The following is a 17,465-nucleotide window of genomic DNA, read 5'->3' on the forward strand; positions in this document are numbered from 1 at the left end:
CCCGGTCGGTCCAGCCAAGCAGCGGATTGCGGCCAAATGCGCGGCAGCTTCGGCAACGAAGCGAAACGACGTACATGGCGACTCCTGCGGTCCTTTACCGGCAGGTGTGTCGACGACCCAATTCTCATCCGCCTGGCCCACCGTTTTCAATAGTCCAAATGGCGAGACCAACGCATTTAGCGGTCACTGGTCTGGACTGCCGTCTATCCAAGAAAAGCTTTGGGCGCCAACAGCCTCAGAGCAACATGCCACCAGGACCTGAGTGCCCCAGTCCGGAATCCTGCGCGATCCTGAAGGTTCTCGGCCTGTTCATGAAACTGCGTGCGCCGGAGGAGATCTTGGAACGGGGCGACATCGGCGCACACCTCGAGGAGGCCTACCCTGACGAAGCCGTTGTCAGCGGCCGACTCGATGGTATGAAGGTCGAAGGAGTGAAGGCCTGACGCCATGAAGCTCATAACCGCAGTCGTGCAGCCGTTTACGGTCACAGACATTCGGACCGCCGTGGACGAGGCCGGCGTGCACGGCCTAACCTTCTCCGAGGCCCAGGGGTATGGGCGCCAGAAGGGACACACCGAGGTGTACCGGGGTGCCGAGTACGAGGTCGGCTTCGTTCCGAAGGTACGCATCGACGTTGTGGTGGACGACGAACAGGTCGACGCCGTGGCCGCGGCCATCGTCGGCGCCGCGCGCACCGGCAAGATCGGCGACGGCAAGGTATGGGTCACGCCCGTCGAGTCGTTGGTCCGCGTGCGCACCGGCGAGCGCGGACACGAAGCCCTGTGACGGTGTAACCGGCACAGCCAATCGGTTCGCGTGGTCGCCAGTCAATGAGGAACTGCACCGCGGGGGCGAGCGCATGCCGATGCCGAAAGCCCAAGTGACAGATGTGTCTTGGGACCTGATGCGCATGGTTGTTCCTTCGGTCAGTGGTCGGTGGATTGTCAGTGGGTGTCGCGGCGGGCGATGTTGTAGAAGCGGATCTCCTGGTATTCGTCGAGTCCTTCGGCGGAGCCCTCCCGGCCGAGTCCGGACTGTTTGATGCCGCCGAAGGGTGCTGCGGCGTTCGACGGCACACCTTGGTTGATGCCGACCAGACCGGTGTGCAGTGCGTCGGCGACGTTGAGGGCGCGGTCGAGGTTCTCGGTGAATACGTAACCGGCAAGGCCGTACTGGGTCGCGTTGGCGCGGCTGATGACCTCGGTTTGGGAGCTGAACCGCTGGATTGCCGCGACGGGCCCGAAGATTTCGGTGGCGGCTATTTCGGCGGTACTGGGCAGCTCATCAAGCACGGTGGCCTCGAAGAAGTGCCCCGGTCCGTCGATGGCGTGACCGCCAGTGCGCACCGTGGCGCCGTGGGTGACGGCGTCATCGACGAGGTGCTGCATGGCCGACACTGCGCGGTCGTCGATCAGCGGGCCCAGTGAAACGTCGTCGGCGAGGCCGTCGCCGACCCGGGCGGCGGCCATCTTCTCAGCCAGCGCTTCGGTGAACGCGTCGGCGATGCCGTCTTGGACGAAGATGCGGTTGGCAGCGATGCAGGACTGTCCTCCGTTGCGCATCTTGGCGGCGTAGGCGCCTTCGACTGCGCGCTGCAAGTCGGCGTCGTCGAACACGATCAGCGGGGCGTCGCCGCCGAGTTCCATCGACGAGCGCAGCACGTTGTGTGCAGCGAGCCCGAGTAAGGCTGTGCCGACACCGGTGGAGCCGGTGAACGACACCTTTCGGACCCGGGGGTCAGACAGGACCGTGGAGCTGAACGCCGAGGCGTTGGTGGTCGTGATGACCTGGATCAGGTCAGCGGGCACCCCCGCCTGTCGGGCTAGGTCGGCGACGTAGAAGGTGGTCAGCGGTGTCAGCGTCGCGGGTTTGATGAGCACCGGGCATCCGGCGGCGAGAGCGGGGGCGATTTTGCGGGTGGCCATCGCCAGCGGGAAGTTCCACGGGGTGATCAACACCGACAGACCGACGGGTGCGCGGCGGGTGAGCAGGGTTGCGCCACCGGTGGGAACGTCACGGACGTTGCCGCCCGGGCGGACTGCCTCTTCGGCGTACCAGCGCACGAAGTCGCTGCCGTAGACGACTTCGGCGCGGGCTTCGGCCAGCGGCTTGCCCATCTCGCGGGTGATGAGCAGTGCGAGTTTCTCCGCGTGCTCGATGATGAGGTCGTACCAGCGCCGGAGAATGTCGGCGCGCTGGCGTGACGTGCGCGCGGCCCATTCGGGACCGGCACCGTCGGCGGTGGTGACGGCTGCCACAGCGTGTGCGGTGTCGTAGTCGGGCACGGTGGTGATGACGCGTCCGGTGGCGGGGTTGCAGACCTCGATTCGGCGGTCACTGGATGGCACCGTCAAGGTGTCCACGACGGCGGCCGCGGCGTCGAGAACGTGTTGAGTGGGTTCGGCGAGCGGACTGCGGGCACTCACGGAGGTGTTCACTAGGCTTCCTCCCTTTCGAGGACGTGGTCGATGGCCGAGATAAAATGCGTCAGTTCGTCGTTGGTGGTGATGAAGGGCGGGCTGATCTGAAGTGTGTTGCCACGCAACGGTCGTGAGATGAATCCGTGGCCGATCAGTTTGTCGGCGACAGTTTCGGCGGAGATGCCGTCGGTCAGGGTCACCCCGCCGAGGAACCCTCCGACACGCACGTCGGTGACGCTGCGGCGTCGGGCGGCAAGCTGGTTGAGCTGCTCGGCCAGCAAGCGCTCCAATTCGGTGACGCGCGGCAGGAGCTGGTCGCGTTCGAGGATGTCGAGGTGAGCTAGGGCGACGGCGCAGGCGGTGGCGTGACCGGCGTAGGTGGCACCGTGCCGGAAGATCGGGGTCGCGCGGTCGTCGAGGTAGAACGGCTGCCAGATGTGCGGTGCGACCATGACACCGCCGAGGGGCGCGTATCCGGATGTCACGCCTTTGGCGAAGGTGATGAGATCGGGATGTAGTCCGAATCGCTGCGCCGCGAACATCTTTCCGGTGCGACCGAAGCCGGTGATCACCTCGTCGAGGATGACGAGGATGTCGTTCTCCCGGCACAATTGCTGCAGGGTCTGCAAGTAGCCGGGCACCGGCGGGTTGACGCCGCCGGTGCCTTGGATCGGTTCGGTCACGATGGCCGCGATGTTCTCGGCGCCCAGCTCGGCGATGGTGCCTTTGAGAGCGTCGATGTCGTGCACCGGTACTCGGCGGGTCTCGGGGACCAGCGATTCGGTGCCGTAGCCTTCGCGGTTGAACTCCAGTCCGGCGATGCTCGTCCCGTAGGCGTGCAGGCCGTGGTAGGCATGCTCGCGGCTGAGAATGGTGGTCTTGGTGGTGCGGCCGGCGCGTTGCCAGTGCCGCCGGGCGAGCTTGCAGGCGACGTCAATGGCGTCGGAACCGCCGGAGTTCAGAATGATTTTCGCGTCGTCGATGGGTGAGAGGTCGGCCAGGCGCTCGGCCAGCACCAGGGCCTGATCGTTTACGAACCGCGCGAAGATGTGGTAGGTCTCCAGTTTGAGCATCTGGTCGTGAGCCGCAGCGGCAAGGGCGGGATGGGCGTGGCCGATGTTGGCGTGCCACAGGCCGGCGGTGCCGTCGAACAGGCGCCGACCATCGGTCGTGTGCACGTAGCAGCCTTCGCCGCGGTCGATGACGATCTGGCGTCCGAGGATGGAGGGGACGTGGGCTTGGGCGGGCCACAGCGCGGGCCCGTCGAGGACTGTGGGGTCAGTGGTCATGAGAATTGCTGCCTTTCAGAGTATTTCGTGGTTAGCGGGCGGTGTAGCCGCCGTCGACCGGGATGCAGACGCCGGTGATGTAGGCCGCATGTTCGGAGGCCAGGAAGCTGACCGCAGCGGCGACGTCGCCCGGCATCGCGAGGCGTTTGAGGGGGATCCCGGCGAGCACGTCGCGCTCGGTTTCTGTCGGGTGGTCCTGGTCGGCGAGCCAGGCGTCATAGAGCGGGGTGCGGGTCATGCCGGGGGCGACGGCGTTGACGCGGATGTTGCGGTCGGCCAGTTCGACGGCGGCGGCAATGGTGAGCGCGTTGATTGCGCCTTTGGTGGCGCTGTAGATGCTCATAGTGGGCACGCCGATCGACGCCAGCCGGGAGCTGATGTTGATGATGGCGCCGCCGCGGTCCATGCGCTTAGCGGTTTCCTGCAAGACGGTGATGGGTGCGATGGCGTTGACGGTGAAGGCGTGGCGGATCTCGTCGACGGGTACGTCGAGGAGATCCCCGGTGTGGTCCTGGGCGGCGTTGTTGACCACCACGTCGATACGGCCGAATCGGTGCAGGGCCGCTTCGGCCAACTCGGCGGCCGCACCGTCGCGGGTGAGATCGAGCCCCACGAATGTGGCGTGCTCACCCAAGTCGTTGCACACGCTGTGGCCTCGCGCGGCGTCGCGGCCGGTGACAACGACGTTGAAGCCGTCGGCGTGCAGGCGTGCGACGATGGCGCGTCCGATGCCCGAGGTCGAACCGGTGACGATTGCGGAGCGGCGGCTCATCGTTTTGCTCCGGCGGCGTCCACGGCCCGCTTGAGGCGGCCGACGCCTTCATCGATGCGCTCCGGTGTGGAGGTGGCAAAGCACAGCCGCAGCGAGTTGTGGAAGTCATCGTTGACCGAGAACGCCGGACCGGGGATGTAGGCCACGCCTTCGGCCAGTGCGGTCTCGAACAGTGCTTGGGTGTCGACGGTGCTGTCGGTGAAGGTGATCCAGAGGAAGAATCCACCGTCGGGATGGGTCGCCTGCACGGTCGGGCCGAAGTGTCGGTTCAGCGCGGCATGCATCGCGTCCCTGCGGTCCCGGTAGAGGCCCAGGACCCGGTCCAGGTGGGGACGCAGATGGCCACCGGCGAGGAAGTCGGTCACCGTCTGCTGGGTGGGCACGCTGGTGCAGGTATCCATGGCCTGTTTGGCGTTGATAAGCAGCGGTTGCAGGCTGGGGTCGCCATCCACCCAGCCGATGCGCAGGCCAGGAGCCAGGATTTTGGAGAACGTGCGCACGGAGAATACCCGCGCATTACCGGGATCGAGCTGGGTGAAGGTGGGAACCGCGCTGTCGTCGAAGCGCAGTAACCCGTAGGGGTCGTCGTCGATGATGACCGACCCCCACTGCTCGGCCAGCTCGAGTAGGCGCTCCCGCCGAGCTTGCGACTGGGTCACTCCCGACGGGTTCTGGAAGTTGGGGATGGTGTAGATCGCCTTGGGCGTGCGGCCGGCGCGTGTCACCAGTTCGGGGAGCGCCTCGACGACGAGACCCTCGTCGTCCAGCGGCGCCTGAAGCAGGTCGGCGCCGTAGGAAAGTGCGGTGGCGTTGCCGTTGGTGTAGGTCGGCCCCTCCACGATGACGAGGTCACCGGGATCGACGAACAGCTTGAACGCCAGATCGAGACCTTGCATCCCGCCGGTGGTGACGGTGATGCGGTCGTCGGTGGTGGTGATCCCGTGTTCGGCTTGCAGTTTGACGATTTGTTCGACCAGCGCCGGTTCGCCTTCGCTCTGCCCGTAGGCGTACTTGCCGGCCACCGCGCGCGCGGAGTACTCGTCGAGCAGCGCGACCGGGATGAGGTCGTCGCTGGGGGCGCCCATCGCGAACCGCACGATGTCATGGGTCTGGCGTGCCAGCAGGGCGGTCGACGAGTCGATGATCGAGCCGACGAGGCCGGATGCGCGATCAGCGAGCGGAAGGTGGCCGTCGCTCATGATGTGGTCCTCCAACTGGTTGGGCATGTTGTGCACATCACGCTACGAAGGCGTTCACCTAAACAAAAGCGACGGTTTTTGACGAAAACATGTCATGCTTGCTGACGTGTGTTGCGCCTAGAACACGCCACGTGCCAGCGAGCCGCCGTGTCGGTCGACATGCGCCGACCCGAAAGGGGTGATGAGAGCGTGCTCGACGTCCACCGCCTGATGCTGCTGCGCGAGGTCCAGTTGCGTGGCGGCATCACCGCCGCGGCGCGGTCGTTGTCGTACACCCATTCGGCCGTGTCCCAGCAGTTAGGAGTGTTGGAAAAAGAAGCCGGGGTACCGCTGTTGGAGAAGGTGGGCAGAGGGGTGCGACTCACGGCAGCGGCATCCGAACTGGTCCGCCACGCCGAGGATGTGCTGGAGATCCTCGAACGCGCCGAAAGCGACCTGGCCGCCAACGACACCGAAGTCCGCGGCAGGCTTCGGGTGGCCGGTTTCACGACCATCAGTCGTCTCATCGTGCCGCAAGTGATCGGCACACTCACCGCGCGTCATCCGGCCCTCGACGTCCGCTACCAGCAGGTGGAGCCCGAAGACGGATTGTTGTTGCTGTCCTCGCGGCGCATCGACGTGCTCGTCGCCGACAGCTATCCGGGCATCTCGGAGGCGATGCCCGCCGATCTGCATGCCGATCTGTTGATCCAGGATCCCATCCGCGCGTACTTGCCCGCCGGCACCGCAGTTGACGACCTAGAACACCTGCGGAGGGTGCGCTGGGTGCTTGAGCCCAGCGGGACCGAGGCCAACGCGTGGACGCGACGGTGGTGCCACCGCCACGGATTCGAACCCGACGTCGCCTACGAATCCGCAGACTTGTTGTTTCACCTCACGATGGTGCAGGCGGGCTTGGCCGCGGCCTTCCTGCCCGACCTGCTGGTCCGCGACGCCGGGCAAGCGATGACGTCGACAATGCTGCTCGACACGCACCAACAGCGCCACATCTCGCTGATCTGCCGCACCGGCGCCGAGCGTCGCCCCTCCGTCGTGTCGTGTCGCGACACCTTCATCGAGCACCTCACCGTGCCGGTCGAACCTTCGCCTCTACCTACCGGGCCAGCCCGGTGACACAGCTGCAGAGATCTCCCACCAGGACGCCGGGTTCGCAGCTGCGACGGGCAAGCCCTGAGGACGGGTTCGCCGCGACGATCTCCCGCGCAGGCATAGTCGGTGAGCTTAAGGTGCGACATGGGACAACTTGACCGTCGAGCCGAAGATGCGCGCACGCGGCTGACGGTCGCCACGTGCCTCAGCGCCGAGGTGCTCGCGACAGCCTACGTGGTAGCCGGCAGCGAACATCTCGACGCTGCCGTCACCTGGGTCTCGGTGATCGAATGGCCGATCGAGAATTTCGTCTCCCCAGGCGATTTCGTCCTCACCACCGGGATGGGCTGCGATGATAAGCAGCTGGCTGTACTGGTTGAGCAATGCTCTCAGGCGGGCGCGGCAGCGGTCTGCCTGAGTGTGGGCGCCGGGGCGATGCATCCCGCGATACCGCCGACGGTCCGCGACATCGCCAGTCGTCTCGGCACGGTTCTGGTGACAATCCCGTGGGAACTGCGATTCTCCGATATCTCTCGCGTGCTCATCGACATGCTTTACGTTGGCCGATCACATCCAGATCGCGACGGTGGTGACGATCTGCCGTCGGCGTTCACTCAGGCCCTGCTGCAAACCGGCGGCGTGGAGGCAATCGCGCATGCCCTGGAGGGCGTCACCGCGTTGCCGTCGCTGGTTTTGGATGCCAGCGGCGCAGTAGTCGGCCACGGGCCCTTAGCCGCTAGCTTGATGACCGAGCCCTCCGGCCAGAACAACCCGCTGCGGTCACTGCTGTCGCGGCTTGACGACGTCGCGCCAGGTGTCACGCAGCGCCTCGATATCGCCGAGCGCTCGGTTCTGGTCGCCCCCATCCAGGCGCGCACGCACCCGTTGGGGTGGGTGGTCGCCGTGGGGCCGGTTGGCGAGGCTGATCTCACCCCACGTACCGCCATCGAAGATGCGGTGCACCACGGCGCCACCGCCTGTGCCATCGAGATGCTGCGACAGGAGGCGGCAGAGGAATTCGGCTCGCGCGCCCGCGGGCAATTCATCTGGTGGGCTTCCAGTACGGAGTCGATCGCCACCGACGAACTAGCGGCGCGATCAGCGTTATTGGGCTACCCCCTCAACGCGTCGCTTCAAGTCGCGCTCGGACTCGTGGAAGCCACCGAAGACGGAGTTGCCAGTACCTATGTTGCTGCCGACCTCGCCCAGAGGTTGCGGTTGCGCCTGCGCCACCCCGCCAGCGTGGCCACGCACCGAGAAAGCGAGCTCCTGGTGTGCTTGGACCAGCGAGAAGCCGACTTGTCGGTCCTACTTGCCGATCAGGCGCTGGCGCCGTTCACCGATCGCGTGTCATGGGGGTTGGCTGCGGGAGCTCACCGGCTCGACGGCCTGTTCGAAGCAGCGGCGCAGGCGCGCACTGCGGTCGCGGTGACACGGGCGACTCTGGGTCCCGGCGGCCTCGCTCGCGCAGACGACCTCGGGTCATTGATGTTGTTGAACGCGGTGGCCGACGATCCGGTGTCCTCTCAGCTGGCCCACCAAGTGATCGACCCGCTTGAGCGCGCCGATCGTGATCGGGGCTCGGACCTGTTAGGGACCCTGGCCGTGTATCTGGCCGAGAACGGCAACGTGTCCTCGGCGGCGCGGCGCCTTCATCTGAACCGGCATTCGTTGATGTATCGGTTGAACCGCATCGAGGAACTGACTCACCGCCACCTCGAATCCCACGAAGACCGGTTGCTTCTCGATATCAGCATGCGGGTGCGTCGCCTCAGCTCCTGAGCAGTACTGGGCGCCCGGCAGCGGGTAGCCCCGCCGGTGGCGACCGGTGCCTCTCCACACTTGGTCGCCACCGACGGGGCTCAGGAATGGACGCGCGCATTGGGGGTGCGGCGTCTTAGCGGGTCACGGTGCGTGGGTGGGGTCGACCTTATTGGCAGCGTCCGGGTCGAAGAGGGGGCTGAGATCTTTGACCGCTGCCACTGGCGTGCCTGCGTCCATCTTGCGTCCGCGCCACAGATAGAACCCGTAGGTCAGCACCATCCAGATGGCGAAGAAGGTCCACGTGGTGGCACTGAGCCCGGTCAGCACATAGCAGCACACCACGACGGTCAAAATGGGCGTCAGCGGGTACAACGGGACGCAGAAGCTGGGCTTCACCGAACTGTTGCGGCGCGCCATTATCAGGGCGATAGCGACGGCAATGAACGCGACCATCGTGCCGATGCTGGTCAGGTCGGCCAACTCATCCAGCGGGATGAACGCTGCTGCTGGCCCGACGATCAGCGCGACGGCCAGCGTGTTGAACACCGGCACTTGCGAATTGCCGCCGACTGAGGCGAACCGTTTGGACACGATCGCATCCCGACCCATGGAGAACAGGATGCGCGTTTGCCCGTACAGGGTCACCAGAGTCACCGAGAAGATGGACACCACCGCGCCGGCGGCGAGCACCATGCCCGGCCACCGCTGATGCAGAATGTTGTCCAAGATCACCGACAGGCCGGCTTCCTGGCCCTCGAACTTCGTCCACTGCTGGGCTCCTACTGCGGCGAATGCCACCAGCATGTAGATCGTCAACACGATCCCCAATGCGAGAATAATGGCGCGCGGCAATGTCTTTCGTGGATCGCGCACTTCTTCACCGGCTGTCGAGATCGCGTCGATACCCACGAAGGTGAAAAATATCGTGGCCGTGCCGGCGCCCACCCCGGCCGCGCCCATCGGGGCGAAGTCGCTGAAATTGCCGACTTTGAACGCGGTGAACGCTATCGCCACGAAGAACGCCAGTACACCCAACTTGATCAACACCATGATCGTGTTGACGAGCATGGACTCACGCACACCGCGCAACAGCAGAACCGTGCACATCACCACCAGTATCAGTGCCGGCAGGTTGATGATGCCGACTTGTCCACTGTCACTGGTGGATCCCGGTGCGTGAAGCGCCCAGTAGGGGATCTCGCTTCCGGTCAGATCACTGAACAGTTGGTTGACGTAGCCGGCCCACCCCACGGCGGAGGCGGCCGTCGCGACTCCGTATTCCAACATGAGACAGGCGGCCACGCCGACGGCGGCGTATTGGCCGATGGCGGCGTAAGCATAGGAATAGGCCGACCCCGCAGCGGGAATCGACGAGGCCAGCTCGGCATAACACAACGCGGCGAGACCTGCTGCCACACTGGCGATGAGGAACGAAATCACCACCGCTGGACCTGCTTTGGGGACTGCGGTGGAGAGCGAGAAGAAGATTCCGGTACCGATGGTGCAGCCAACGCCGATCATCGCCAGTTGGAAAACGCCGAGGCTGCGGTGCAGCGGTTCGTCGTCAGTGCGTGCGTTGGGAATCTGTTTGCGCGACAGTTGCGCCCAGAATGTTTGGGTGGGCGAGGGAGGGGGTGAGGTCATTTGATTTCTCCGGTCAGATCGCGTCGAGTGAGGAGGCCTCGACTGTCTTGTGGAGTATGTCGTCGGTCACACCGGCGGCCCTACCGCAATGTTGTTGGTCTTCTGGTCACAGTGCGTCTAACAACATGTGCACTTCACTGGACTCAGTTCACGAAGTGCCGTGGCACCCGCGGATGGATCGAACACAGAATTTCGTCGACGATCGTGCCGGCCAAGGTCGCGATTTCCTCGGCTGAGATGACCTGGTCATCCTGGGCGCCGATTAATGTGACCTCGTCGCCGACCGCGACGGGTGCGTCCGAGCAATTGACCATCATTTGGTCCATCGCGATCGTCCCGATGATGGGGTGTCGCTGTCCACTGATGAGGACGTGGCCGCGGTTGGACAAGTTGCGCGGATAACCGTCGGCGAAGCCGACGGGCACGGTCGCCACCGTCGTGGGTTGGCTGGTCCGACCAGTGAACCCGTAGGAAATGCCTTCTCCTGCGGCGAGGCGCTTGACGTGAGTCACCCTCGTGCGCCAACTCAAGGCCGGAATGAACTGGTCGGCGCGCGGGAGTTGATCGTCAGGCAGATAACCGTAGGCGCCGATCCCTGCTCGGACCAGGTCGAGATGGGCGTGCGGATGGGCCAGGATGGCGGCGGTATTGGCGGCATGCAACCAGGGTCGGCCAGCACCCACCCCGACCTTGGCTGCAGCTCCCAACAGCAGGGAGAGTTGGACTTCGGTAGCCGGATTCGCGGTTTCCTCGGCGACGGCAAAATGTGTCCAGATGCTGCGGACCTTAAGACCAGCACTCAGCGCGTGACTGGTCAGCGACGCCACCGCCGCCGGCGGCACGCCGACGCGATTAAGTCCCGTGTTGACCTTGATGTGAACCCTCGGTTTCAGGCCCGTGCGCGCGCTGACTTCAGCGAGCCGCTCGATAGCGCTTGCGCTGTACACCGTGAGATCCAGCTCGGCCTCAACTGCGCGTCGCTCTTCACCTGCGGCGGCTTCGGTCGTGACCAGAATGGGGGTGGCCAGTGTCCGTGCGCGCAGCGCCAACCCCTCGTCGACGAAAGATACGCCGAGCCAGTCAACGCCAAGCTCCGAAAGCATGCGCGCGACCTCAAAGGCACCGTGTCCGTATGCATTTCCCTTCACCATCACCAACAGCGCACTGCTGGGAGGGGTCAAGATCGCAACGTTGTGGCGTATCGCGGCAGCATCGACCTCCGCCCACGTTCTTAACCCTGCGACATCCGCTGCTATGCACCGTGATTGCTGCCCATTGCCCGTGGCGGGAATGCGTTGGGTCATGGCCCTCCTCAAAATCCGTCTCCAGCGATCGACGCCTTTGCTGGCCAGTGGTGGCGTCACGTGGCTCAGGATGAGCGTCGATGCGAAGAAGGGCCATCGACAAGTTGGTGGAAGGCGCGGTCTCGTCCACCAACAGAATGTGAACTACGAGAAACCGGGACTGGGTAACCGGAGAGCCGTGAGCCGCTTCAGCGCTCGGGTAACCGCTGCTGCTTTGCAAGGTAGGCCTGCACCGCCGGGGAACGTCGATGGTCTGGAGGTACAGCACGACCCTCCAACTCGGCCGAGGCCTTCACGGCGCGTCTACTGGCCTCCTTGACGGCGGCCTTCGACACCACCACCTTCTTCGGTGTCGGATGTTGCATGGCCGCACCTCCGGGAAGCAACGAGCGATGGCTTACGCGCATTGCGCCGACCGTAGGGAGCATCCCTCTTGGTGACCATCTGCATTCGGTCGATACGCAATGCGCGAATCCACCTGCGCCACGGCTTATTTCAAGTCGATTCCGGCGGCCGTAGTCGGAGATTCCAAAAGGCACCTCCGTCTTTGTCGTCGAGCAGGGCCATCGGCATGCGCCTGGCGGGTGCGGGTCCTCACTAGGACACGCTGTGGCACCTGAAAATCTCACTCAAATGTCCAATTGGACATCGTCTGGACAATTCACTTGAGAATTGGACATAAAACTTGAGAAGCCACAGCGCACAATCGCATTATCGCGCCATATTCGTAAAACGCGACAAATGCAGCTGGTGTGCCACAGTGATCGTGGCGGTCGGACCGTTGCGGTGCTTGCCCAGGATGATGTCGGCTTCGCCACCGCGTGGGTCATCACGGTCGAACGCGTCCGGCCGATGCAGCAGCATGACCATGTCGGCATCCTGTTCGAGACTGTTATGGGCCGAAATCCCTTGTGCCACAAAGTTGCTGGTGCCCGGCACAGTTCCGTCATAGACATCGTGCTCACCGATGCTGGTGATCTCGACGATCTCGTCCCAGAAGACGTCGTTGGTAGCCAGCGCATGCAGTTCGGGGGCGTCGAGCAGCGCTGCGGCTTGATGGAGCCGTGCCCGGCTCGGCGCGTGCTTCCACATGGTCGAACCGCAGAACTGCGTACCCATGGCGCTAGCGAACTGCCGGTGCGTCATCCCCTTGCGCACCAACGCTGACTTCACCTGCTGCCAAACCTCTTTCGGCACAGTGTCGAGGTTTGTGTTGCGCGCGAGTCCTTCGAGATGCGCGAGTACTTCCCGCGCCTGCTCGCCGCGGGCACCGTGCACACCGACATGCGCGACGAACCGTTTCTGGTTCTCACCACCGTAGATAGCCACGTGCCAGCAATCGCGGTAACCCGCCTTCTTGGCGCGCTTGATCCGCGCGTACACCCCGACCCGCAACAACAACTGCGTCACATCGTCGGCCAGTTGCCGGCTCGTGGTGGCGTAATAGATTCGGCCGAGGCCGACCTTGGCGTCCCACCGCACCGACCCATCAGTCGCCCACAGGTGCTTCAGGAACAACGCCACCTGATCGTTGGGTAGCGCGAAAACCTCTTTGGGAACGAACTTCTCATAGCTGCGCTTGCCGAAGAGGCCGAGCTTGTCCAGCCAGGCGGCGATCGGATTCCGCTTGCCATGAGTCAGGCGGTACGGCGCGGGCAGCCGCATCGTCGTGACGCGGGCAGCCGGGTACTCGTCCCGAATCGGTGTCACCCCGAAGTAGGCCGCGGAGATTTCCACCGCGTCGAGGTTGGCCTCATCGACGCTGGCGTAGCGGATCGGCTGGCGCTTGACGCAGGAGCCGTCGCCGATCATGTGCGCGAGCAGGACGACCTCGGAGTCATGCATGCGCTCGGTCTGCACCGGCTCGGGAACGCGCCGCGGTGTCGCCAACCGATCGCCGATTGCCAACTCACCCAAGGGAACCCAGCCGTCCAACGTCAGGAACGGATGATTCGCGGTCGCCTCGACCTCGCGCCCAGAGGCCAGGCTGAGCTTGAAGACCTCTTTGTGACCGCTGTAGAACACGTTGGTCATCGGGCGCGCCACCATGCGCTTCTGCTCATCGAGCGACCACACCAGCGGACGCTCGCCGGTCGCCATCAGCTCACCAAAGGTGACCTCAGCGCCGGTGTCGGCCCGCAGGATTCGCGTGTTCGCGGTCATGCAGCCCGACTCACGAAGGTCGGACACCTGCGGCCGTTTGTCGGTGCGTTGCTCGGGACCACGGTTCAGCTGGCTGATGGCGACCACGGGCACGTCGAGCTCCTTGGCCATCAGCTTGAGGCTTCGCGAGAAGTCCGACACTTCCTGCTGACGCGACTCGTACTTCTTACCGGAGCTCATCAGCTGCATGTAGTCGACCACGACAAGCCGCAGATCCGCCTTCTGCGCCAGCCGTCGGCCCTTGGCCCGGATCTCCATCATGGTGAGGTTCGGCGAGTCGTCGATGTAGAGCGGCGCCTCGCTGATCTCACTCATCCGACGCGCCAGCCGAGTCCAGTCGTCGTCGCTCATGCGGCCCGAACGCATATCGCCGAGTTTGATCTTCGCCTCGGCCGAGAGCAGCCGCATGACGATCTCGGACTTGCTCATTTCCAGCGAGAAGATGACGCTCGCCATCCGGTGCTTGATGGAGCAGGACCGCATGAAGTCGAGGCCGAGGGTGGAGTTGTGGGTCGGCACCATGGCCGACCCGGCCAGATACAGATGCGCGGGGTTGTCGACCTCCACGCAGCGCACCGGCACGCTCGGCAGGCGGCGCACACCGACGATCTGACAGACCGGCGTCAACACCGCCGCCCCGCCTCCGGCGACCGGCGCGGCGATGGCGTGGAGGCCGGGCCGCAACGCGACCGTCGTCCGGATCCCGTCGCCCGTCGGCCACTGGTGCTGCGCGTCGGCGACGATCGCGGTGCCGTCGGCGAATTCGACCTCGTAGCACGGCCGGTCCAGCAGCACGTCGGTCGCAGCGAGTACCTGCGTGGGCTCGCCGTCGGGCCCGAGCAGGTACTCCCCTGTCCCGACGTCGCCCATCGTGGTCCACCCGTTGGGGGTCGGCAGTGGGGTGTCGAGCGCGAGTGCTTTCCCCACACCGGGACGCGCGGCGATGATGATCATCTGCCCGGCGTGCAAGCCATTGGTGATCTCGTCGAGTTCGGTGAACCCGGTCGGCACACCACGGGAGATGCCGCCCTGGGATGCGATCGCGTCGATCTCGTCCATGGTGGGCTGCAGCAGATCTTCCAGCGGGACGAAGTCCTCCGACGCGCGCCGCTCGGTCACGTCGTAGATCTCGGCCTGCGCCCGGTCGACCACATCGGTCACGTCGGCGCCGTCGGCCCCCGCGTAGCCGTACTGCACCACGCGCGTCCCGGCTTCCACCAGACGGCGCAGCAGGGCCTTCTCGGCGACGATGCCGGCGTAGAACCCGGCATTGGCGGCGGTGGGCACCGTGGAGATCAGGGTGTGCAGATAAGGGGCTCCCCCGATGCGGCGCAGCAGGCCGCGCCGGTCCAGCTCGGCTGCCACGGTGACCGCGTCGGCGGGCTCACCGCGTCCGTAGAGGTCCAGGATCGCGTCGTAGACGTTCTGGTGGGCGGGGCGATAGAAGTCGCCGGGCCGCAGGCGCTCCAGCACGTCGGCGATGGCGTCCTTGGAGAGCAGCATGCCGCCCAGCACCGATTGTTCCGCGGCCATGTCCTGCGGGGGCTGGCGGCCGAAGTCCTCGCTCGGCGGTGCGCCGTCCATATCCGGAGGTCCATCTGGATGCCCCAGATCATCGACGACAGCCACGGACTCCCACCCCCCTTCAAGACCTGTCTGACGACAAGCTCGAACGTCTATTCGAAACGGTACTGCGACTGTAAAACAGGGTTCCGACAAAACCGTGGAACGCCTCGCGGCAGCTTACGGTAGACGTTGCTGGCGACCCCGGAAACCCGGCCTGTTAACAAACCTGTGGATGGCGTGGGGATATCTGTGGGTAGCGATGTTGACTCATTGGGGAGAACCTGTGGATTACTGCCGAGTCAGTTCGCGTACGCACAGTTCAGGCCGGTAACGGCCTGGTTCACAACTGTGGATGGCAATTGTCACGGCGTGTCGCGATCGGTTGCCACCTCGGGCGTGTTGTGTTGCACACAAGGGCCGGTGAGGTTAACGCCCGGTTAGATTCGCTGTCCAGCTTTTCACTCATAATGTTCGCGGTAGGTACAGCAACGCCCGGGTGGGATCCGGTGACGGACCCGACCCGGGCGTTTTGACGCTGTCGTTAGACCTCGGCCACTACGTGGCTGTTATCCGGCCACCACGTTCAACGAAACCGTGGCTTCGACGCCGGTGTGCAGCCGAACCGTCACCGGATGGGTGCCGACCGACTTGATGTGCGCTTTGGGCAGCTGGACGGTGCGCTTGTCCAGGTTCGGCCCGCCGGCCTTCTTGATCACTGCGACGACATCGGCCGCGGTGACCGACCCGAACAGCTTGCCGGTGTCGGCGGCGGCGTGGACGGGCAGCGACACCTCGCCCAGACCCTCGAGCGCGACCTTGAGCTCGTTGGCGTGCTCAGCACCCCGCACGGCCTTGGTCTCGCGGGCCCGGCGGATCTCTTCAGCCTGGCGCTCGGCACCACGGGAGGCCACGATGGCCAGCCCGCGGGGCAGCAGGTAGTTGCGGCCGTAGCCGTCCTTGACCTCGACGGCGTCGCCGGCGACGCCCAGATGCTCCACCTCAGCGGTGAGAATCAGCTTCATGATGTTCCCCTCTACCGCGTCGACGAGCTGAACGGCAGCAGAGCCACCTCGCGGGCGTTCTTCACGGCGACGGCGATGTCGCGCTGGTGCTGGACACAGTTGCCGGTCACGCGGCGGGCGCGGATCTTGCCACGCTCGCTGATGTAGGTGCGCAGCAGCGCGGTGTCCTTGTAGTCGATGTTCTGCCCCTTCTTCGAGCAGAACACGCACTTGCGGGTCTTGACCGGCTTCTCCGGTGCCGGCCGCCGCTTGGTATTCGACTTGGCCATTGGTTATCTCTTCCTTGCAAAAATTTCGATGTTGATCAGAAGGGCGGTTCGTCGTCAGCCCCGCTGAAGGAGCCCGACGCGGGCGCGCTGCCCCAGGGATCGTCTTTCGGCTCGGACTGACGGGAGCCTCCCCCGCCGCCACCACTGAAGCCGCCGCCACCGCCACCGCCGAAGCCGCCGCCCCCACCGCCACTGCGGCTGGCCTTGTTGACCTTGGCCGTGGCGTAGCGCAGAGACGGGCCGATCTCGTCGACCTCGAGCTCCACAACGGTGCGCTTCTCGCCCTCACGGGTCTCGAAGGAACGCTGCTTCAGCCGGCCCTGAACGATCACCCGCGAACCGCGGGTGAGGCTCTCGGCCACGTTCTCGGCTGCCTCACGCCAGATGTTGCAGCGCAGGAACAGCGCCTCGCCGTCTTTCCACTCATTGGTCTGACGGTCGAACGTGCGCGGTGTCGACGCCACGGTGAAGTTGGCGACGGCCGCACCGGACGGCGTGAAACGCAGCTCCGGGTCGGCAGTCAGGTTTCCGATAACGGTGATGGTGGTGTCACCAGCCACGAGATCCTCCTGAGGATGGGCTTGTTTCGCGCGAGCCTACGCAACGCGAATGACAGCCTGGGGCGGTTCGCCTAGTGCTTGTCGGTCCGCAGCACCTTGGTCCGCAGCACGGACTCGTTCAGGTTGAGCTGACGGTCGAGCTCGGAGACGGTGGCCGGCTCGGCCTTGACGTCAACGACGGCGTAGATGCCTTCGGCATGCTTGGCGATCTCGTAGGCCAGCCGGCGACGGCCCCAGATGTCAACCTTGTCGACGGAACCGCCATCCTTGCGGACGACGTTCAGGAACGTCTCCAGCGAGGGAGCTACGGTGCGCTCGTCAAGTGTGGGGTCGAGAATGACCATGATTTCGTATGGACGCATTAGAACCTCATCACCTCCTATGGTCGTTTCGGCCACGGCGGA

Annotated in this window: 16 protein-coding genes; 4 read left to right on the forward strand and 12 right to left on the reverse strand. The window is 64.8% G+C overall.

The window, feature by feature from the left end; all coding sequences use genetic code 11:
• Positions 1-245 precede the first annotated feature (245 nt).
• Positions 246-443, forward strand: coding sequence for a hypothetical protein (locus A5784_RS38325; RefSeq protein WP_156750597.1), 198 nt, complete (start codon positions 246-248; stop codon positions 441-443).
• Positions 444-447: 4 nt separating this feature from the next.
• Positions 448-786 carry a P-II family nitrogen regulator gene (locus A5784_RS16040; RefSeq protein ID WP_064945902.1) on the forward strand — a complete coding sequence of 113 codons (339 nt, stop codon included), beginning with the start codon at positions 448-450 and terminating at the stop codon, positions 784-786.
• 158 nt (positions 787-944) lie between these two features.
• Here A5784_RS16040 and A5784_RS16045 read toward each other — a convergent pair whose 3' ends face one another.
• Genes A5784_RS16045 through A5784_RS16060 form a run of 4 tightly spaced genes read right to left on the reverse strand, consistent with a single transcriptional unit; the run spans position 945 to position 5,707 of the window.
• A complete protein-coding gene (locus tag A5784_RS16045; protein ID WP_064945903.1) occupies positions 945-2,438 on the reverse strand; it encodes an NAD-dependent succinate-semialdehyde dehydrogenase in 1,494 nt (497 codons plus the stop codon).
• Positions 2,438-3,709, reverse strand: coding sequence for an aminotransferase family protein (locus tag A5784_RS16050; protein WP_064945904.1), 1,272 nt, complete (start codon positions 3,707-3,709; stop codon positions 2,438-2,440). The genes A5784_RS16045 and A5784_RS16050 overlap by 1 nt, the downstream gene beginning before the upstream one ends.
• 31 nt (positions 3,710-3,740) lie before the next feature.
• Complete coding sequence (locus A5784_RS16055; protein ID WP_064945905.1) at positions 3,741-4,481, reverse strand: SDR family NAD(P)-dependent oxidoreductase; 741 nt, start codon at positions 4,479-4,481, stop codon at positions 3,741-3,743.
• On the reverse strand, positions 4,478-5,707 hold the full coding sequence (locus tag A5784_RS16060; RefSeq protein ID WP_064945928.1) for an aminotransferase-like domain-containing protein: 1,230 nt from the start codon (positions 5,705-5,707) through the stop codon (positions 4,478-4,480). Before A5784_RS16060 ends, A5784_RS16055 begins: the two co-directional genes overlap by 4 nt.
• A 162-nt stretch (positions 5,708-5,869) precedes the next feature.
• On the opposite strand from A5784_RS16060, the gene A5784_RS16065 reads away from it, so the two are divergent.
• Positions 5,870-6,793: a LysR family transcriptional regulator gene (locus tag A5784_RS16065; protein ID WP_064945906.1), complete on the forward strand. Its 924-nt coding sequence runs from the start codon at positions 5,870-5,872 to the stop codon at positions 6,791-6,793.
• Positions 6,794-6,913: 120 nt separating this feature from the next.
• The gene (locus tag A5784_RS16070) at positions 6,914-8,551 is read left to right on the forward strand and encodes a PucR family transcriptional regulator (RefSeq protein WP_064945907.1); all 1,638 of its coding nucleotides are present in this window, start codon (positions 6,914-6,916) and stop codon (positions 8,549-8,551) included.
• A 123-nt stretch (positions 8,552-8,674) separates the two neighbouring features.
• Here A5784_RS16070 and A5784_RS16075 read toward each other — a convergent pair whose 3' ends face one another.
• The 8 genes from A5784_RS16075 to rpsF all read right to left on the reverse strand — a co-directional run bounded on the left by A5784_RS16075 (position 8,675) and on the right by rpsF (position 17,423).
• Positions 8,675-10,177, reverse strand: coding sequence for an APC family permease (locus A5784_RS16075; protein WP_064945908.1), 1,503 nt, complete (start codon positions 10,175-10,177; stop codon positions 8,675-8,677).
• 143 nt (positions 10,178-10,320) lie between these two features.
• The gene (gene alr / locus A5784_RS16080; RefSeq protein WP_064945909.1) at positions 10,321-11,481 is read right to left on the reverse strand and encodes an alanine racemase; all 1,161 of its coding nucleotides are present in this window, start codon (positions 11,479-11,481) and stop codon (positions 10,321-10,323) included.
• Between the two features lie 188 nt (positions 11,482-11,669).
• Positions 11,670-11,846: a hypothetical protein gene (locus A5784_RS38810; protein ID WP_197514770.1), complete on the reverse strand. Its 177-nt coding sequence runs from the start codon at positions 11,844-11,846 to the stop codon at positions 11,670-11,672.
• Positions 11,847-12,192: 346 nt separating this feature from the next.
• Entirely contained in the window at positions 12,193-15,273 is a 3,081-nt protein-coding gene (locus tag A5784_RS16085) for a replicative DNA helicase (RefSeq protein ID WP_197514771.1), read from the reverse strand.
• A gap of 503 nt (positions 15,274-15,776) precedes the next feature.
• Positions 15,777-16,232: a 50S ribosomal protein L9 gene (gene rplI, locus A5784_RS16090; protein WP_064945911.1), complete on the reverse strand. Its 456-nt coding sequence runs from the start codon at positions 16,230-16,232 to the stop codon at positions 15,777-15,779.
• An 11-nt stretch (positions 16,233-16,243) separates the two neighbouring features.
• Positions 16,244-16,501 carry a 30S ribosomal protein S18 gene (gene rpsR / locus A5784_RS16095; RefSeq protein ID WP_018603057.1) on the reverse strand — a complete coding sequence of 86 codons (258 nt, stop codon included), beginning with the start codon at positions 16,499-16,501 and terminating at the stop codon, positions 16,244-16,246.
• Positions 16,502-16,536: 35 nt separating this feature from the next.
• Positions 16,537-17,061, reverse strand: a complete 525-nt coding sequence (locus A5784_RS16100) for a single-stranded DNA-binding protein (protein WP_064945912.1) — start codon at positions 17,059-17,061, stop codon at positions 16,537-16,539.
• A gap of 71 nt (positions 17,062-17,132) precedes the next feature.
• Positions 17,133-17,423 carry a 30S ribosomal protein S6 gene (gene rpsF / locus A5784_RS16105; protein ID WP_029371044.1) on the reverse strand — a complete coding sequence of 97 codons (291 nt, stop codon included), beginning with the start codon at positions 17,421-17,423 and terminating at the stop codon, positions 17,133-17,135.
• Between the last annotated feature and the right edge of the window lie 42 nt (positions 17,424-17,465).

The organism is Mycobacterium sp. 852013-50091_SCH5140682, assembly GCF_001665685.1.
Taxonomy (GTDB): Bacteria; Actinomycetota; Actinomycetes; order Mycobacteriales; family Mycobacteriaceae; genus Mycobacterium.